Here is a 15612-nt window from a genome sequence, read left to right as displayed (position 1 = left end):
GGGACTCAACAGCCCGCCAGGTTGCGGTCGAGGCTGTCGGTGAGAAGGTGGCGCGCCGGCTGGGTGAGGCGGTTGGCGCCGAGCGCCAGGATCAGCAGTTCCTCGAAATCCATCGTCTGGCGGCAAGCCTCGAAGAAGCAGCGGAGCATATAGCCGAGCGCGTCGGTCGAGACGGCAGGGCCCTTTTCCGCAGAGGGCATGAGCGCCGCGATGAGATCCTGGGCATGGACGGTGCCGGCGATGTGCCGGTGGCGGATATGGCGCAGCAGCGCGTGCGTGAGCGGTTCGGCCTCATCATGCCCGAACATCAGGGCCAGAAGCTTCTCCCCACGCTCCTGCGCCGAAAGCAGCTCCGCAAGCTGGTGGCACAGCGCCTCGGCCTCGGCGGGCGAGGGGCGTTCGGGCAGCGCGTCGGCGCAGGCCTCCAGCGCATTGCACAGCATGCGCAGACGGGCATGATCGGCCATCAGGCGCGCGATGTCGATCGGGTGGATAACGGACCAGCGCCGCGCGAAGGGGATCACGCTGGCGCTCGATCGTTCCTCTTGGATCATGCTGGCTCTCCTCGGCAGTTCATCTTGGCCCGAGCGGGCGGCACGGCGTTGACCTGCGTCAAAGCCATGCCGATCCTGCTTCAGAAGCGCATGCCCAGCCCGACGCCGACCACGATGGGATCGAGGCTGACATCCACATGATTGACGGAGCTTCCGCTGACGAGCTTCGCCTTGGTGTCGATATCGATATATTTGACGTCGACATTGGCGAAGACTTTGGGGGTGATGTCGAAATCGACGCCTGCCTGCAACGCATAGCCGAAGCTGTCGTCGAGCCTGACCTTCGTCTCGCCGAGCGCATTTTCGAGCGCGCCGCTCGCCTTCTCGGAATAGAAGATGGTGTAGTTCACGCCTGCGCCGACATAGGGGCGGACCTTGGCCTCGGGTGCCAGATGATATTGCAGCGTGAGCGTCGGCGGCAGGACCCAGGTGCCCGCGAGTCTGCCGAGCCCGCCAAGGTCGCCGCGGCCCGATACATGATGCTTGGTGGTGCCCAGGATCAGCTCCGCGCCGATATGGTCGGTCGCCATATAGGTGAAGTCGAGCTCCGGCGCGAAGCTGGTGTCGACCGCGACATGGGCGCCGGGAAAGCCGGGCTCGACCGGGCCGCTTTCTTCGGTCGGCGCGACCATCAGGGCGCGCAGGCGGACGAGCCAGTCGCCTTGTTCGGCCGAAGCCGGCGCCGCCGCCAGCAGCGCGGCGCCGGCGAGCAGGATGGATGCGATGCGCATGAAGGACCTCCCTTGTTTCGATGGGAGGCGGGCTAGGAGTGGGCCGGCGGAGCGACATTGATTTATCGCAAAGCCGTTTCGCTCTCGCAATTTTGACCATGATCAAGGCTCGGGCGGCGCAGTGGCCGCAAATGGCCCCATGCATCGCTATATGCCCGACCTCGCCCGGCGCTCCGTGCCGCGCTACACCAGCTACCCGACCGCAGCGGAATTCGATGCGCGCGTCGGCGCAGCCGAACAGGCGGCGGCGCTCGGCCTGATCGCGCCGGGGACGCCCGTCTCGCTCTATCTCCACATCCCTTATTGCCATCAGATCTGCTGGTATTGCGGCTGCAACACCGGCGCCGTCGGCCGGCCGGAGCGGCTCGGCGCCTATGTCGCAGCGCTGGAGCGGGAGATTGTCGCGGTCGCCGGCCGGCTTGCCGGCCGGGTGGTGGCGATCCATTTCGGCGGGGGCAGCCCGAACAGTCTCGCGCCCCGGGATTTCGCGCGGCTGATGGATGGGCTCCGCAGCCATTTCGAGACGGATGAGCGGCTCGAGGTCGCCGTCGAGCTCGATCCGCGCATGCTCGACCGGGCCTATGCGGATGCGCTCGCGGCGGCGGGCGTCACGCGCGTCAGCCTCGGCGCGCAGACCTTCGCGCCGCACATACAGGCGCGGATCAACCGGGTGCAGCCTTATGCCCAGGTGGCGGAGGCGGTTGCCGGACTGCGCAGCGCCGGCATCGCGCGGGTCAATCTCGATCTGATGTACGGCCTGCCGGGGCAGAGGGCGCAGGATATCGCCGACACGATCGCGCTGGCACTCGATCTCGCGCCGGATCGGATCGCGATGTTCGGCTATGCCCATATGCCACGCCTGCTGCCGCGCCAGCGGATGATCGGGGAAGGCGCTTTGCCGGACGCCGAGGCGCGCTTCCGGCAAAGCGTGCTGGCGGATGAACTGCTTCGGCAGGCCGGCTATGCCGCGATCGGCTTCGACCATTTCGCGCTGCCCGGGGACAGCCTCGCCATCGCCGTCGCGGAGGGACGGCTGCGGCGCAACTTCCAGGGATTTACCGACGAGCCGGGAGAGGCGGTCATCGGCCTGGGTGCCTCCGCCATCAGCCAGATGCCGGGGTTATTGGTGCAGAATGAGAAGCATGTCGGTCGTTACCGCCTTCGTATCGCCAATGGCGGGCTCGCCGGCATGCGCGGCGTGGTCCGTTCCGCCGAGGACAGGCTTCGCGGCGTGCTGATCGAACGGCTGCTATGCGACGGGACGGTGGATGTGGCGGCGATCGCGCGCACGCAGGGCCAGCCGCCGCAGCAATTCGCCGACGCCCTGGCGGCGCTTCAGAACCATGCTGCGCGCGGGCTGGTGGCGGTCGAGGGATGGCGCGTGGCCATGCTGCCGGCGGGACGGCCCTATGCACGGCTGGTCGCGGCGGCATTCGATGCCTATCGGGCCGTGCCCACGCAGGGCTTCAGTCGGGCGGTATGACGAGGGGAGGCCGAATGGCGCTCCCCGCCGCGCCGATCGCCGGCAATTCAGCGCACGTCCGAGGGGCCGTGCAAGTCGGTCACGAAATCATAGCGATCGCCACGATAGGCCGATCGCGTGAACTCCACGGGCGTGCCATCGGCCAATTTCGTCAGCCGCTCGATCCGCAGAATCTCGGAATTTTCGCTGATGCAGAGCATCCCGGCTTCCGTCGGCGTCGCCAGCGCGGCGCGAATCCGCTGCGTGCCGGATACGGGGCGGAAGCCGAGCGCGCTGAGCGCCTCGTAGAGCGAATCCCCCAGATCGTTCAGCGCCGGCAGGAATTGCGCGGGCACGACCGCATGTTCGATCGCCAGGGGTTCGCCCCCCGACAGCCTGATCCGGCCGAGCCGCGCAACCTTGGCCGTCGATGCGATCTTGAGCGCCGCGGCCTCCTCGTCGGTAGGCGAGGCATAGGTCTTGATCATCCAGATGACGCCGGGATTTTCGCCCCGGGACCGCGCATCGTCGCTGAAGCTGTTCAGCGACGATCCCGGCGCTTCGATCCGCCGGGTGACGAACGTGCCCGAACCCTGCTTGCGGAACAGCAGGCCCTCCTCGATCAGCTTGTCGATGCCTTTGCGCACCGTCACGCGCGACATGCCCATCATTTCGCTGAGATCGCGTTCGGACGGCAGCGCGCTGCCGGGATCGAAATCGCCATTGTTGATATGGTCGCGCAGATTATTGGCGAGTTGCAGATAGAGCGGCGTGTTGCCCGCCTTGTTCACGGCAAGCTTATCCCGCATGTTCGCTTCCTTCGGCCAGATGCGCGTCGATCGCCGAACGCAGATTATATCTGCTTCGGCGGAGCAGGTCTTCGGCATCGTCCGCCGCTATGCCCATCGCCAGCAGGACCGCCTTCTTGATCTCGTCATCCGCCCGCGCGAGCGAATCCTCGGCGATCGCCTGGCTGACGCCCGTGATCTGGCGGACGATGGCATGGGCGCGGCGCAGCAGCTTCTCGTTGGAAACGCGCATGTTCACCATCAGGCCGCGATAGACGAGTCCGCAGCGCAGCATCGTCGCGGTCGACAGCAGATTGAGGATCGCCTTCTGCGCTGTGCCGGCCTTCATCCGCGTGGATCCGGCGATAATCTCGCTGCCCGTATCGGCCAGCAGCGCATGGTCCGACATCGTCAGCAGCGGCGTGGCGGGATTGTTGGCGATCCCGATAGTGAGCGCCCCGCGCGCCCGCGCGGCCTCGATCGCGGCGACCGTATAGGGCGTTCGCCCGCTCGCCGCGACCCCGATCAGAACATCGGCCGGCCCGATGCCGGCTTCGGCGATCTCCCGGCGCGCGGCATCGCCATCATCCTCCGCACCCTCGACGCTTGCCGCCAGCGCATCGACGCCGCCGGCGATCAGGAAGACGAGGCGATCGAGCGGCCAATCATAGGTGGGGGACAATTCCACCCCGTCCTGCACGGCGATCCTGCCCGATGTTCCGGCCCCGGCATAAGCGAGCCGGCCGCCATCCAGCAGCCGCGTCGCAGCCGCGTCGCTCGCCTGGGCAATGGCCGCGACCTGGTTCTTGAGCGCCGCCATAGCGGCGAGCTGGCCCTCCAGCATCGCCTCGACGGCGAGTGCTGTCGGCCAGCGATCGATATCGATGAAACGGGGATCGACAGTCTCGGTGGTCATGACGTGCGGTTACTCTCTCATTCAATCGGCGACGGCGGCCGCGTGCGGGAGGGCAGGGGCCGCCGGCGTTTCGTGCGTCCCGGCTGCCTTCACCGGCGATCCGGCCAGGCAGACGAGCGTCGAGATCGCGGTCCCGATGCAGAGCTGCCAGGGGAAGGACAGGCCCCGAAGCCCTGCAGGCAAGCCGACGAAACCGGCAATATAGGGCTGGAGCATGAAAATTGTGACGAAGCCCGCGATCAGCGCGGCATATACCGAGCGCGACGATCCCCGCTTCGTGAACAGGGCGGTGAAATAGACGCCCAAGAGCCCGGCATAGGCGAAGGTCATGACGGCGAGCGCGAATTCCAGCAGCGGCATGCTGGAATAACGCTGCCAGTAGAATGACAGCACGGCCATGGCGAACATGGCGAGGCCCATCAGCCCCATCCCCACGCGGCCGGCCTGGACGAAATGCCGTTCATCGACGGGCCCGCGCGTGGCGCGCCACGGCCGATAGAAATCCTGCACCAAGACGGACGACATGGCGTTCAGCGCCGAATTGGTCGTGGCGACGGCAGCGGCGATGACACCGATCGTGACCAGGCCGCGCAGGCCGGCGGGAAGCTCGGTGAGGATATAGCGCATGAAGACCGTGATCTCCTCGCCCTTGAAGCTGGGCGCTCCACCCGCCATCGTTCCGCGCTGCATGAGATCGGGGCGCTCGTAGAAAATATAGAGCAGGAGCCCGATCGAGATGAAGATCCAGATCACCGGGATCGTCGCCAGCACCGAGATATAGAGCCCCCGCGCACCATCGCGCGCGTCCTTGCAGGCGAGCAGCCGTTGCGTGGTATCCTGATCGAGGCCGCTGTTCGCGATGTAGAGGAGGAACACGCCGGTCATGATCGCGAGGATCGAGAAAGGTTCCGACAGATCCGTCGAAAAGTTGATGAGCCTGAGCTTGTTGCTTCCCTCCGGCGTGGAGGCGAGCGCATGGAGGATCTCGCCGGTCGAGGCCGGGATCGACGACCAGAGGAACAGCAATATGGCAAGCGCCGCGCCGACATAGATCAGGAACTGGATCAGATCGTTCCACAGGATCGATTTGAGGCCGCCGACGAAGGTGAAGGCGAAGCTGGCGAACAGCACTCCGGCGGAGGCGAGGAAGATGCCTTGCGGGCTGATGTTCGAGAACATCACCATGGAGATGGCGATCGCCGCGAGATAGACGCGCGCGCCGCCCGCCAGCACGCGCCCGATCAGGAACATCCCGCCCGCCGCGCGCATCGCAGGCCGGCCGAAACGGCCGTCGAGCAGCTCATAGACGGTGGTGGCGCCGAGCGCGTAGAAGCGCGGGATCAGGACGCGCGCGACGAAGATGGCGCCCATCAGGCCGCCTATATTGCCGCTCAGATAAGTATAGTCGCCGCGATAGCCATAGTCCGGCCCGCCCAAGAAGGTGGCGGCGGACTGGGTGGCGGAAAGCACGGATATCGCCGCGAGCCAGGGCGGGACCTGGCCGCTCGCGAGGAAATAATCGCGTGCATCCTGTGTCTTGCGGGGCGTGAAGATCATGCCGCCGGCAATCAGGACCAGAATATAGGCGCCGACCACGATCCAGTCGAGCAGGGCGAACGGCAATGTCATCGACTTTTCCTGATGTGCATCGCGCAGGGGAAACCGGGAAAGCTGCTCGCTTCCTCGGCCTCATGACGCGTCGATCGTTTCCGTCACCGGTCGGAGGCGGGGACGACATGGCGTGCCATATCGCCCCCACCAGCCGGATTACTGCCGGACCGTCAGCGATATGCCGAACGTCCGCCCGATCACATTATAGGTGTCGGGATAGGTATTGAACGGGCCGTAATTGGTCGGCAGGGGCGGCTTCTTCTTGAAGACATTGTCGATGCCGACATTGACCGTCACCTTGTCGATCGGCCGGATCGACGCGTTCAGATCGAAATAATTCTGGGCCTTGATCGTAGCATTGCTGCCGAGTGCGCTGTCCTTGACCTCGCCGATGCGCTGCCATCCGAACTGGACGAGGAAATCCTCGAAATTCCAGGTCGCCGACGCTCGATGCCGATAATCCGGCGCGACGAGCGACACGGCATCGCTCGAGCAGGCGAAGCCGTAACGGCCCTTGCAGCTCACGACCGGCAGCACTTCGTTGCGCTGGATCGTATAATGGGTGACGATCGCGCCCTGATAGGACCAGGTCAGACCCGTTCCGGGCAGGCCGAACGGCATGTCGTGGGAGTAAGTGAGGCCGATGTCGAATCCGCGCTGCTTGATGCGCGCGAGATTGCGATCGATGGGGAAGCCATCGCGGATGAAACCCGTGGCCGGATCGCGCGAGACCGCCGCGCAGAGCGGATTGTCCGCCGTCGGATTGCTGATGTAGCAGCTCGTCAGCGCATCGACCGGCTGGATCTGGCCGACCGCGTCGCGCAGGTTGATGTCATAATAATCGACCGTCAGGCTCAGCCGCGGGATGAAATCGGGCGTGAACACCGTGCCGATCGTGAAGGTCTTGCCCTTTTCCGGCCGGATATCGGGGTTGCCGCCGAAATAATAATTGCCGCGCAGATTTGCGGCGCTGCGTGAATCATAGGAGCCGGGAGGCGGCGCCCCGAAGCGGGCGCATTGTTCGGCATCGCCCGTGCCCAGCACGCAGGGATCGCCGGCATAGCGTGGCGCAAGTCGCGGCACCGTGACCAGGCTGGAGAAGGGAATGGATGCGGTGGCGCCGGCGAATTCGCCCAGATTGGGCGCGCGGATGACGGTCTGGCGCGTGCCGCGGAAGCGCAGGCTGTCATTGACGATCCAGTTCGCACCGAATTTGTAGGTGTCGTAGCTGCCCGCGTTCGAATAGTCCGACGTGCGATAGGCTGCCTCGAGCGTGAGCTTCTTGACGAGGAAGGTGTCGTGGATCACCGGCACCAGCAGCTCGCCATAAAATTCATTGGTGTCGAACGAGGCGTCGAGCGGCGTTTCGGTGCCCTGCCGATAGCTGAGACCGAGGGTCAGCGCCGCATCATTGGTGATCCGTCCGTTTTCCTTGCGATATTCATAGCCGAGGGCGAAGCCGACCGGGCCGGCCGGCAGCGCGAAGACGTCGCTCGTGTCGCCGGAAATCGTCGCCGCGCCGACAATCTGCTCGCGTATGCGATTATTGCTCTGGATTTGCGTTTCGAGCGCGTCCAGTCCCGTGGCGCCGGGGCCGAAAATATCCACCGAATTGACGAGCGCGGCGAAGCGGCTCTTTCCGCTCGCATCGTTTCGGATGCCGTCGCCATGGATGGTCGTCTTTTCCGAAACGCGGCCATATTGCCCATAAGTGTCCCAGCGGATCGCAGGCGTGATTTCCCCGCGCAGGCCGACTTGCCCCTGATAGCTATCCCGCTCGGTATCGGCGGTGATGATGCCGAGCTCCGCGAGGCTGCGGTTGACGCGCACCTGGGCGACGCCGTTCACGAAGGTCAGCCGGTCGCGAATCTGAGCGGTGAGGAAGGGGTTATTCTCGTTGATCCCGACGACCTCGTTGACGAACACGGGCTGCGAGCCTGAGCGGCTCGATCCCGTCGTCCGTACGTTGGAGAACATGCCCCGGCCGTAGAGCTCGACCTGGTCGAGCAGATCATATTTGAAGAAGAGCGAGGCATTATACCGCTTGAGCGGCTGGATCAGCGGATATTGCGCGGTGAAGTTCGACGTCTGGGGCGTGAGCGTGAAATTGCCGCCCTCATCGAAGGAGAATGTCCGCCCGCTCGAGACATCGGTGAAGTTGCCGCCGGCGGGCGGCACTTGCGCGCCCCGGAGAAGCGCGAAATCGCGTTCGCCCGCGCGCAGAATGTTGCGCTGGGTATAATCCAGATAGCCGACGACATGGCCGCGATCGCCGATCCGGCCGCCCACCGTCAGGCTGCCGCCGAAGCTCGAGCCGCCGCCATTCGCCGCCTTGTAGCTTCCCGACATTTCGAGACCGTCATATTCATCATTGAGGATGAAGTTGACGACGCCTGCCACCGCATCCGCGCCATAGACCGCGGCGGCGCCGCCGGTCAGTATGTCTACCTGCTTGATCAGCGATGCCGGAATGGCGTTGACGTCGACGGCGTTGCGGAAGCTGAACGGCGTCGCGCGCGTGCCGTTGATCAACACCAGCGTGCGGTTCTGCCCGAGATTGCGGAGATCGAGCGTCTGCGCGCCGAAGGCGTCGCTGCCCGCGAAACTATTGTTGTTGCCCCCGGCGAGCTGCGGCAGCTTGACCGAGAAATCCTCGATCGTCTGCGCGCGATCGAGCTTGATCTGATCGCGCGTGGTGGTGGCGACAGGGCTGGTGGAGGTAAGGCCGGTGCGCGGAATGCGCGAACCGGTGACGACGATGCCCTCGTTGCCTACGGCCTCGTCCGGCTGCGGCGAGGCGGAGCCGGCATCGGCGATCCCCTGGGCGACGGCCATTTGCGGCATGGCCGCGAAAATCAGTGCGAGCGCGCTGCCCGCCGTCAGTTGGCAGAATTGGCGTATCTTCATATGCCCCCCTCGTTCGTCAACCAGACAGCAAAATACCTATTTAATACCTTTTGAGCATCCAGCCTCAATTATTGCAATAAAATTAATACCAGATATGCAAATGGTTTATCGCTTCGTCATTCCCGAAGCTGTTTGCAGGGCGCCCCCCGGCGATGCGGCGAAGCGCTGTCCGCCTGTCATGGCATGAGGGACGCCCGTCGTTTCGGGGAAGGTCAGCGCCAGCCCCGCCGCCGAACGCGCGGCCAAGAAGGCGATCGCCTCGGCCTCGATCGCATCGCCGCGAAGACCCAGCTCGTCGGCGGAGATGCATGTGCCGAGCTCGAGACGCAGCGCGTCCATCAGCGCCGGATTGTGCCGTCCGCCGCCGCATATGATCCACTGCCTCGGCGCCTCGGGGAGATGGGCAGCGCTCAGCGCCACGCAGGCGGCGGTGAAGGCGGTGAGCGTGGCGGCGGCATCCGCGGCGTCGAGCGCGCGCACCGCATCGAGCGTGAAATCATATCGATCGAGCGATTTCGGCCCGCGCCGCTGCAGGAAATCATTCACCAGCAGGCAGGCGAAGGCGTCATCATCTACCCGGCCGCTGCGCGCCAAGCGGCCGTCGGCATCGAAGGTTCCGAGCCCGCGTTCCTCCATCAGCTGATCGATCAGGCCATTTCCCGGCCCGGTATCGAAGGCGATGATGCGCCCGTCGCGGCCGATCCAGCTCAGGTTCGCGACGCCGCCAATGTTGAGGAAGGCGACCGGGCGGGCGGCGCCGATCCGATCGGCGAGCGCCGCATGATAGACGGGGACCAGCGGCGCGCCCTGTCCTCCGGCGGCCAGGTCCGCCTGCCGCATGGAGGCTACCACATCGATACCAGTCGAACGCGCAAGCGCCGCTCCGTTGCCGAGCTGGATCGACAGATGATGTTCCGGCCTGTGCAGCACGGTCTGGCCGTGAAAGCCGAGAAGGTCGACCGCACCGGCATCCGCCATGGCGAGCAGCGCGCGGGCGGCACGGGCATGACTGTCGAGGATCGCCGCTTCCGCGGCGGCGAAGCTGGCGGGCCAGGCGCTTTCGGGCGGCCCCAGCAAGGCATCGGCGATCGCTTCCACCAGCGCGGCGCGTTCGGCCGGGCTATATGGGAATGTCGCTGCCGGACCGAAGCCCGAAATCGTCACCCCATCGGTTTCGATGATTGCTGCGTCGATGCCGTCGAGCGATGTCCCGCTCATCAATCCAAGAACGCGCATGGCTGGCCTTCTCCCGCCGGTTTCGCTCGTTTCAACCGGCATGGCAGCGCAGCCGGATGAAGCTTGCATCGTCACGTATCTTGACGCGCGGAAAGCGGCGGCAGGCCGCGTCCTGCTGCTCGATGGCTCGCAGCTCGGTGAGGCGCCCGGACAATTTGTCGGCAGTGTCGACGGCCAGCATGGCATCCGCGTCAAGCAGGCCGAACAGATCCTGAAGCCTCAGAAATCCGTCGCTGGCGATCGCGCAGTGGATTTCGCTTCCGGCGATCAGGGTCTGGTCGACATGATCGGCGGCCTCGGGGGTCGTGCTCATTATCCAATAGCCCCCCGGGCGGTTCATCAGCCGCCGATTGTCGCGCAGAATATCGGCCAGTCCGGCGCGGAGGCCGGCATTGTCGAGCGTGGGGTCGTCCGCCAGCAGGCGCTTCGCCTCGGCGATGGTCCTGGCCTCGATCGCGGTCAGGGCCGTCCTGCCGAACAGGCGGGCCGTGCCATCCGGCGCCTGATAGGCCACCCGGCAATCGCCGAGCGTGGAAATCTCCGCCCCATCAGGCGTCGCGCGGACCATCGCGAAAGCCGCCGAAGGAAGCTCGCACGCATCCTCGCCAGGCCTCATTTTGTGATGCTCCACCGCATCCCGGCATGTCTCGATCACCGAGCGCAATATGGCGCGCGTCGGCTGCTCCGGATCGCGCGCGAACGCCGCGCGCAGGCTCCGATCGATCAGTCCGGCCAGCCAGGCCGCGTCGCTCTCGACGCCAAGCAGGCTCGGGCCCAGGCCGGTCGCGCCATCGATGACCCAGGCCGCCTCGTCACAATAGCCGACGACATCTTCATTGATCCTGTCGCCCGCGTCCGAATGGGCGGCCTTCACCCGAATATGGGCGCGGCGTTCGGATCGATAAATCCCGTCCACCATGGCGACTCCTGCTGAAAAGGCGGGATCATCATGGCGGGAGAATTTAGTGGTCGCAACCAAAATAATACCACAGGCGCATATCCGCTTACTGGTATTGAGAAATGGTTTTAATTCTGGCAAGGGGTCGCCATCAGAAGGAGATAAGAGGTTCGCAGATGGCGCATGGGCCGAGCCGGATGTTCATCGAGGCCGCCGAGGCGGCAGCGGTCGCCGAACGGCAGATCGCCGGCAATGCCGATCGCATGGCCGATGCCGTGGCCCGGTTGCGGGCGCTCGACCCACCCTTTGTCGCCACGATCGCGCGGGGCAGTTCGGATCATGCGGCCACTTTCGCCAAATATCTGATCGAGACCCGTCTCCGCTTGCCGACTTTGTCGCATGCGCCGTCCATCGCCTCGCTTTACGAGGCGACCTCGCCCAAGCTCGCTGGCGTGCCCCTGCTGGTCATTTCCCAATCGGGCCGCAGCCCGGACCTGATCGGGGCGGCGGCCGCCGCGCAGCGTGTCGGGGCAGTGGTGGTCGCGATCGTCAATGACGTCGAATCGCCGCTCGCCGATATGGCCGACATTCTCCTGCCGCTCCATGCCGGTCCCGAGACGAGCGTGGCGGCCACCAAGAGCTTCATCGCGACGATGGTGGCGCTGGCCCATCTGGTCGCGCAGTGGAGCGCCGATAACCGCCTGCTTGGGGCCCTGTCCGCGATCGGCGGAACGCTGCGCGCCGCTTGGGCGCAGGACTGGTCGGTCGCACTCGATCCGCTGCGCGAGGCGACCAATCTGATCGTCCTGGGGCGCGGCCTGTCATTGTCCGTCGCGCAGGAAGCGGCCTTGAAGTTCAAGGAAACGTCGGGCCTTCATGCCGAGGCCTTCAGCAGCGCGGAAGTGGCGCATGGCCCCATGGCGCTGATCCGCGAGGGCTTTCCCCTGCTCGTCTTCCCGCCCCGCGATGCCGCGGCCCAGGGGCTCGACGTGCAGATCGATGCCTTCGCCGAGCGGGGCGCGAATATCTTCGTCGCGGGGCGGACGGGCGCCGGCCGGATGCTGCCGGTGGAACCGGATCTTCATCCCGTCGTCGCACCCATCGCGATGATCCAGAGTTTCTACAGGCTTGCCGAGGCGCTGGCCTTCGCCCGCGGATATGATCCCGATCAGCCTCCCTTTCTGAACAAGGTGACATACACGCTATGATGCAGGTCGCTCTTGCCGGGGCGCGGCTGGTGACGCCCGGTGGCGTTCGCGAAGGCGCCGCGCTGCTGGTTTCCGGCGATCGCATCGCTGCCATCGCCGACGAGGAGGATGTGCCGGCAGACATTCGGACGGTGCGGCTGGATGGAGGCTGGCTGCTTCCCGGCTTCATCGACACGCAGGTCAATGGCGGCGGCGGCGTTCTGTTCAACGATCAGCCGACCCTGGAAGGGGTGCGCGCGATCGCCGCCGCGCATCGTCGCTTCGGGACGACCGGGCTGCTGCCGACGCTCATCAGCGATGACCTTTCGATCGTCGAGGCGGCGATGACGGCGATCGACGAGGCGATCGACGCACAGGTGCCGGGCGTGCTCGGCATTCATATCGAAGGCCCTTTCCTGAACGTGGCCAAGCGCGGCATCCATGATTCCGGCAAGTTCCGCCGGATCGACGACCGGGCCTTCGCGCTGCTGACGCGCCCCTCGCACGGGATCAGGCTGTTGACGTTGGCGCCCGAACTGGCACCGCCCGGCATGATCCGTGCGCTTGGCGAGGCCGGTGTGATCGTTTCCGCCGGCCATAGCATGGCGGGCTATGAGGAGGTGCGCGCGGCGCTCGCCGAGGGGCTGCGGGGGTTCACGCATCTGTTCAACGCCATGACCCCGCTTGGAAGCCGCGAGCCCGGCATGGTCGGCGCGGCGCTGGAGGATCGGGCGAGCCATTTCGGGCTGATCGTCGATGGCCACCATATCCATCCCGCGACGCTCCGCATCGCATTGGCCGCCCGTGGCACGGACGGCGCGATGCTCGTCACCGATGCGATGCCCCCCGTTGGATCGGCTCTCGCCCGATTCGAGCTGATGGGCCGGGAGATCAGGGTGACCGACGGCATGTGCCTTGGCGATGACGGCACATTGGCCGGCTCCGCCCTGGACATGGCGAGCGCGCTTCGCAACGCGATGGACATGCTGGGCCTGCCCATCACGGTCGCGGCGCGCATGGCGAGCGGCAATCCCGCAGCCTTCCTGCGCATCGACGGGGAAACCGGAGCGATCGCCCCCGGCTTGCGCGCCGACCTTGTCCATCTCGATGAGGATCGCAGGGTCGTCGAGACATGGATCGCCGGAAATCCGTCGCGGCCCGCCAAATGACTCCGGAACTCGGCATCATCGAGGCCAGATTCGGCCGCCCCTGGTCCTGGGCCGAACGCGCCGCCGTCATCTCGCTGCTCGGCCCGGCAGGCTATGGCTTTTATCATTATGGCCCCAAGGCCGATGCACGCCTGCGCCGGGCATGGCGGACAGCGCATGAACCCGGCGAGATGGGTCGCATTGCGGAGCTTGCCGCGCAGTGCCGCAGCCGCGACATGCGTTTCGGGATCGCCCTGACGCCGATCGATGCGCATCTCGATTTCGATGCCGCGACACGGGCGGCGCTCGTTGCCAAGCTCGCGGCATTCGACGCGATCGGCGCGGATGATCTCATAATATTGTTCGACGATCTTCGCGGCGACATGCCAGACCTTGCCGAGCGCCAGGCCGATGTCATGAAATTCTGCGCCGATCATTCTCGCGCCACGCGCTTCTATCTGTGCCCCAGCTATTATTCGGACGATCCCGTGCTCGATCGGGTCTTCGGCCGGCGCCCGGATCGCTATATCGAGACGCTCGGGCGCGAGCTGGATTCGGGCGTCAGCGTCTATTGGACGGGTGCCGAGGTCTGCGCGCGCGAGATCCGGCCGGGCAGCCTTGCCGCGATCAACGCAAGGCTCGGGCGCGCCGTCTGCCTGTGGGACAATTATCCCGTCAATGACGGCCCCAGAATGTCGCGCTTCCTGCATCTGCGCGCATTTACCGGGCGTTCGGCAAGCATCGCCGGGCATGTTTCGGGACATGCCGTCAATCCGGCGATGCAGCCGATCCTCGGCTGCATACCGGCGCTGACCCTGCCGATGAGCTACCAAGCCGGCGAGGACTATGATTATGCCGCCGCATTCGCCGAGGCCGCGCGCATCGTGGTCGGCGATCAGCTCGCCGAGCTATTGCAGGAGGATCTGATGATGCTCAACGATGCCGGGCTTGAGCGGCTGGCCGAGGCCCAGCGCAGGCTGCGTGAGCGCTATGCCGCGATCGATCATCCGGCGGCGCAAGAGGTGGTGGAATGGCTCGACGGCGGCTATTCCGTTTCGGAGGAGGAGGTGCGGACCCAGTGATCCGCCTTCATTGCGGCCGATAGCCGGCCAGCAGGAGCGCACCGTCGAGCGGATCGCCCTGGGCCTCGCTCAGCATCGCGCTCGTCCGGGCACGGAGCCATGGCCGCATTCTCGATGCAAGCCCGCCGGCAAGCGCGCAGCGCGGGGCGCCGCGTTCGAAGATCGTCTCGATGAAGCGTTCGATATGGAGCGCCGCATCCTCTACGATCGAACGCGCAATCTCGTCGCCCGCATCCGCATGGTCCATCACCAATGGCGCGAAGGCGGCATAATCCCGGGGCGTCGCCTGATCCATCCAGGCGATCACGCGCGGCGTCTGATGGTCGAATCTCGCCGTGACGGCGCTGCTGAGCGCCGTCGGCTTCGTCCGTCCATCGAGCGCGCGCAGGGCGTGGCGCACGGCGCTTAGCCCCAAGGCCGCCCCGCTTCCCTCATCGGAGATCGGAAAGCCATAGCCGCCGATGCTGAAGCTGGTGTCGCCGATCCGCACGAAAGCAATGCTGCCTGTGCCGATCACGAGAATCGCGCCATCGGCCCCGCAATGCGCGCCCAGATTGGCGATTGCCGCGTCGGTTTCGAAGCGGACCCGCGCATAGGGGAAAGATAGCGCTTCAAGCTGTTCGCAAACGCCCGGTCGCGAGATTCCGGCGATACCGAATCCTGCCGAAATTGTCGGCAAAGCCTCGGTCGTCAGGCCGGCGGCCTCGATCGCTTGCGCGCATGTTTCGAGGAGCGCCCCATGCAACCGTTCGATGCCGATACGGGCATTGGCCGGTCCGGACTTTCCGGTTCCCAGGATATTGCCTGTCGAATCCACCAGACGGCTGCGGCAATGGCTGCCACCCGCATCGATACCGAGAAAATATGCCGTCATCAGCCTCGCACCAATAAGGAGCTCGTGGCGAGCACGATTCGAACTGGATTTATATTGGTATTGTACTGGAATGGCCAGATGATCGTCATATCCGCCGATCCGCTCGCCCGAAGAGGCAATCGAAAAACTGGCCTAAAATGCCGGGCGATGGAAGGTCGAGCTGCTCCACAAGATCCGTAAATCGGGCTGCTCGGCTGAGGATGCAAGATTCAGGACCG

The 15612-nt window shown here is 65.4% G+C and carries 13 protein-coding genes; 4 read left to right on the top strand and 9 right to left on the bottom strand.

What is annotated here, in order from left to right; genetic code table 11:
- Positions 1-5: 5 nt before the first annotated feature.
- Positions 6-554, bottom strand: a complete 549-nt coding sequence (locus CLG96_RS16220) for a hypothetical protein (protein ID WP_107969471.1) — start codon at positions 552-554, stop codon at positions 6-8.
- Positions 555-634: 80 nt separating this feature from the next.
- Positions 635-1285: an OmpW/AlkL family protein gene (locus CLG96_RS16215; protein WP_107969469.1), complete on the bottom strand. Its 651-nt coding sequence runs from the start codon at positions 1283-1285 to the stop codon at positions 635-637.
- Between the two features lie 139 nt (positions 1286-1424).
- On the opposite strand from CLG96_RS16215, the gene hemN reads away from it, so the two are divergent.
- Positions 1425-2768, top strand: coding sequence for an oxygen-independent coproporphyrinogen III oxidase (gene hemN, locus CLG96_RS16210; RefSeq protein ID WP_107969468.1), 1344 nt, complete (start codon positions 1425-1427; stop codon positions 2766-2768).
- Positions 2769-2815: 47 nt separating this feature from the next.
- Here hemN and CLG96_RS16205 read toward each other — a convergent pair whose 3' ends face one another.
- The 6 genes from CLG96_RS16205 to CLG96_RS16180 all read right to left on the bottom strand — a co-directional run bounded on the left by CLG96_RS16205 (position 2816) and on the right by CLG96_RS16180 (position 11124).
- Positions 2816-3556, bottom strand: a complete 741-nt coding sequence (locus CLG96_RS16205) for a GntR family transcriptional regulator (RefSeq protein WP_107969466.1) — start codon at positions 3554-3556, stop codon at positions 2816-2818.
- Positions 3546-4451, bottom strand: a complete 906-nt coding sequence (locus tag CLG96_RS16200) for an N-acetylmuramic acid 6-phosphate etherase (RefSeq protein WP_107969464.1) — start codon at positions 4449-4451, stop codon at positions 3546-3548. The genes CLG96_RS16205 and CLG96_RS16200 overlap by 11 nt, the downstream gene beginning before the upstream one ends.
- A 21-nt stretch (positions 4452-4472) precedes the next feature.
- Entirely contained in the window at positions 4473-6080 is a 1608-nt protein-coding gene (locus tag CLG96_RS16195) for a sodium:solute symporter (RefSeq protein ID WP_107969462.1), read from the bottom strand.
- Between the two features lie 138 nt (positions 6081-6218).
- Positions 6219-8969 (bottom strand): TonB-dependent receptor plug domain-containing protein, encoded by a 2751-nt coding sequence (locus CLG96_RS16190; protein ID WP_107969460.1) that lies wholly within the window; start codon positions 8967-8969, stop codon positions 6219-6221.
- 105 nt (positions 8970-9074) lie between these two features.
- On the bottom strand, positions 9075-10205 hold the full coding sequence (locus CLG96_RS16185; protein ID WP_107969458.1) for an anhydro-N-acetylmuramic acid kinase: 1131 nt from the start codon (positions 10203-10205) through the stop codon (positions 9075-9077).
- Positions 10206-10236: 31 nt separating this feature from the next.
- Positions 10237-11124 (bottom strand): protein phosphatase 2C domain-containing protein, encoded by an 888-nt coding sequence (locus tag CLG96_RS16180; RefSeq protein WP_107969456.1) that lies wholly within the window; start codon positions 11122-11124, stop codon positions 10237-10239.
- Between the two features lie 155 nt (positions 11125-11279).
- Here CLG96_RS16180 and CLG96_RS16175 point away from each other — a divergent pair, with 155 nt between their 5' ends.
- The 3 genes from CLG96_RS16175 to CLG96_RS16165 are packed head-to-tail and all read left to right on the top strand — an operon-like array spanning position 11280 to position 14520.
- Positions 11280-12311, top strand: coding sequence for an SIS domain-containing protein (locus tag CLG96_RS16175; protein WP_243395828.1), 1032 nt, complete (start codon positions 11280-11282; stop codon positions 12309-12311).
- Positions 12311-13459 (top strand): N-acetylglucosamine-6-phosphate deacetylase, encoded by a 1149-nt coding sequence (nagA, locus tag CLG96_RS16170; RefSeq protein WP_423828212.1) that lies wholly within the window; start codon positions 12311-12313, stop codon positions 13457-13459. Before CLG96_RS16175 ends, nagA begins: the two co-directional genes overlap by 1 nt.
- Positions 13456-14520 carry a beta-N-acetylglucosaminidase domain-containing protein gene (locus CLG96_RS16165; RefSeq protein ID WP_107969573.1) on the top strand — a complete coding sequence of 355 codons (1065 nt, stop codon included), beginning with the start codon at positions 13456-13458 and terminating at the stop codon, positions 14518-14520. The genes nagA and CLG96_RS16165 overlap by 4 nt, the downstream gene beginning before the upstream one ends.
- A 7-nt stretch (positions 14521-14527) precedes the next feature.
- On the opposite strand, the gene CLG96_RS16160 is transcribed toward CLG96_RS16165, so the two are convergent.
- The gene (locus CLG96_RS16160) at positions 14528-15394 is read right to left on the bottom strand and encodes a glucosamine kinase nucleotide-binding domain-containing protein (protein ID WP_107969453.1); all 867 of its coding nucleotides are present in this window, start codon (positions 15392-15394) and stop codon (positions 14528-14530) included.
- Positions 15395-15612: the final 218 nt, after the last annotated feature.

The organism is Sphingomonas oleivorans (genome assembly GCF_003050615.1).
Classification (GTDB): domain Bacteria; phylum Pseudomonadota; class Alphaproteobacteria; order Sphingomonadales; family Sphingomonadaceae; genus Sphingomonas_H; species Sphingomonas_H oleivorans.
The sequence above is the reverse complement of the archived record's forward strand: the minus strand, read 5'-3'. Positions and strand labels throughout refer to the sequence as shown.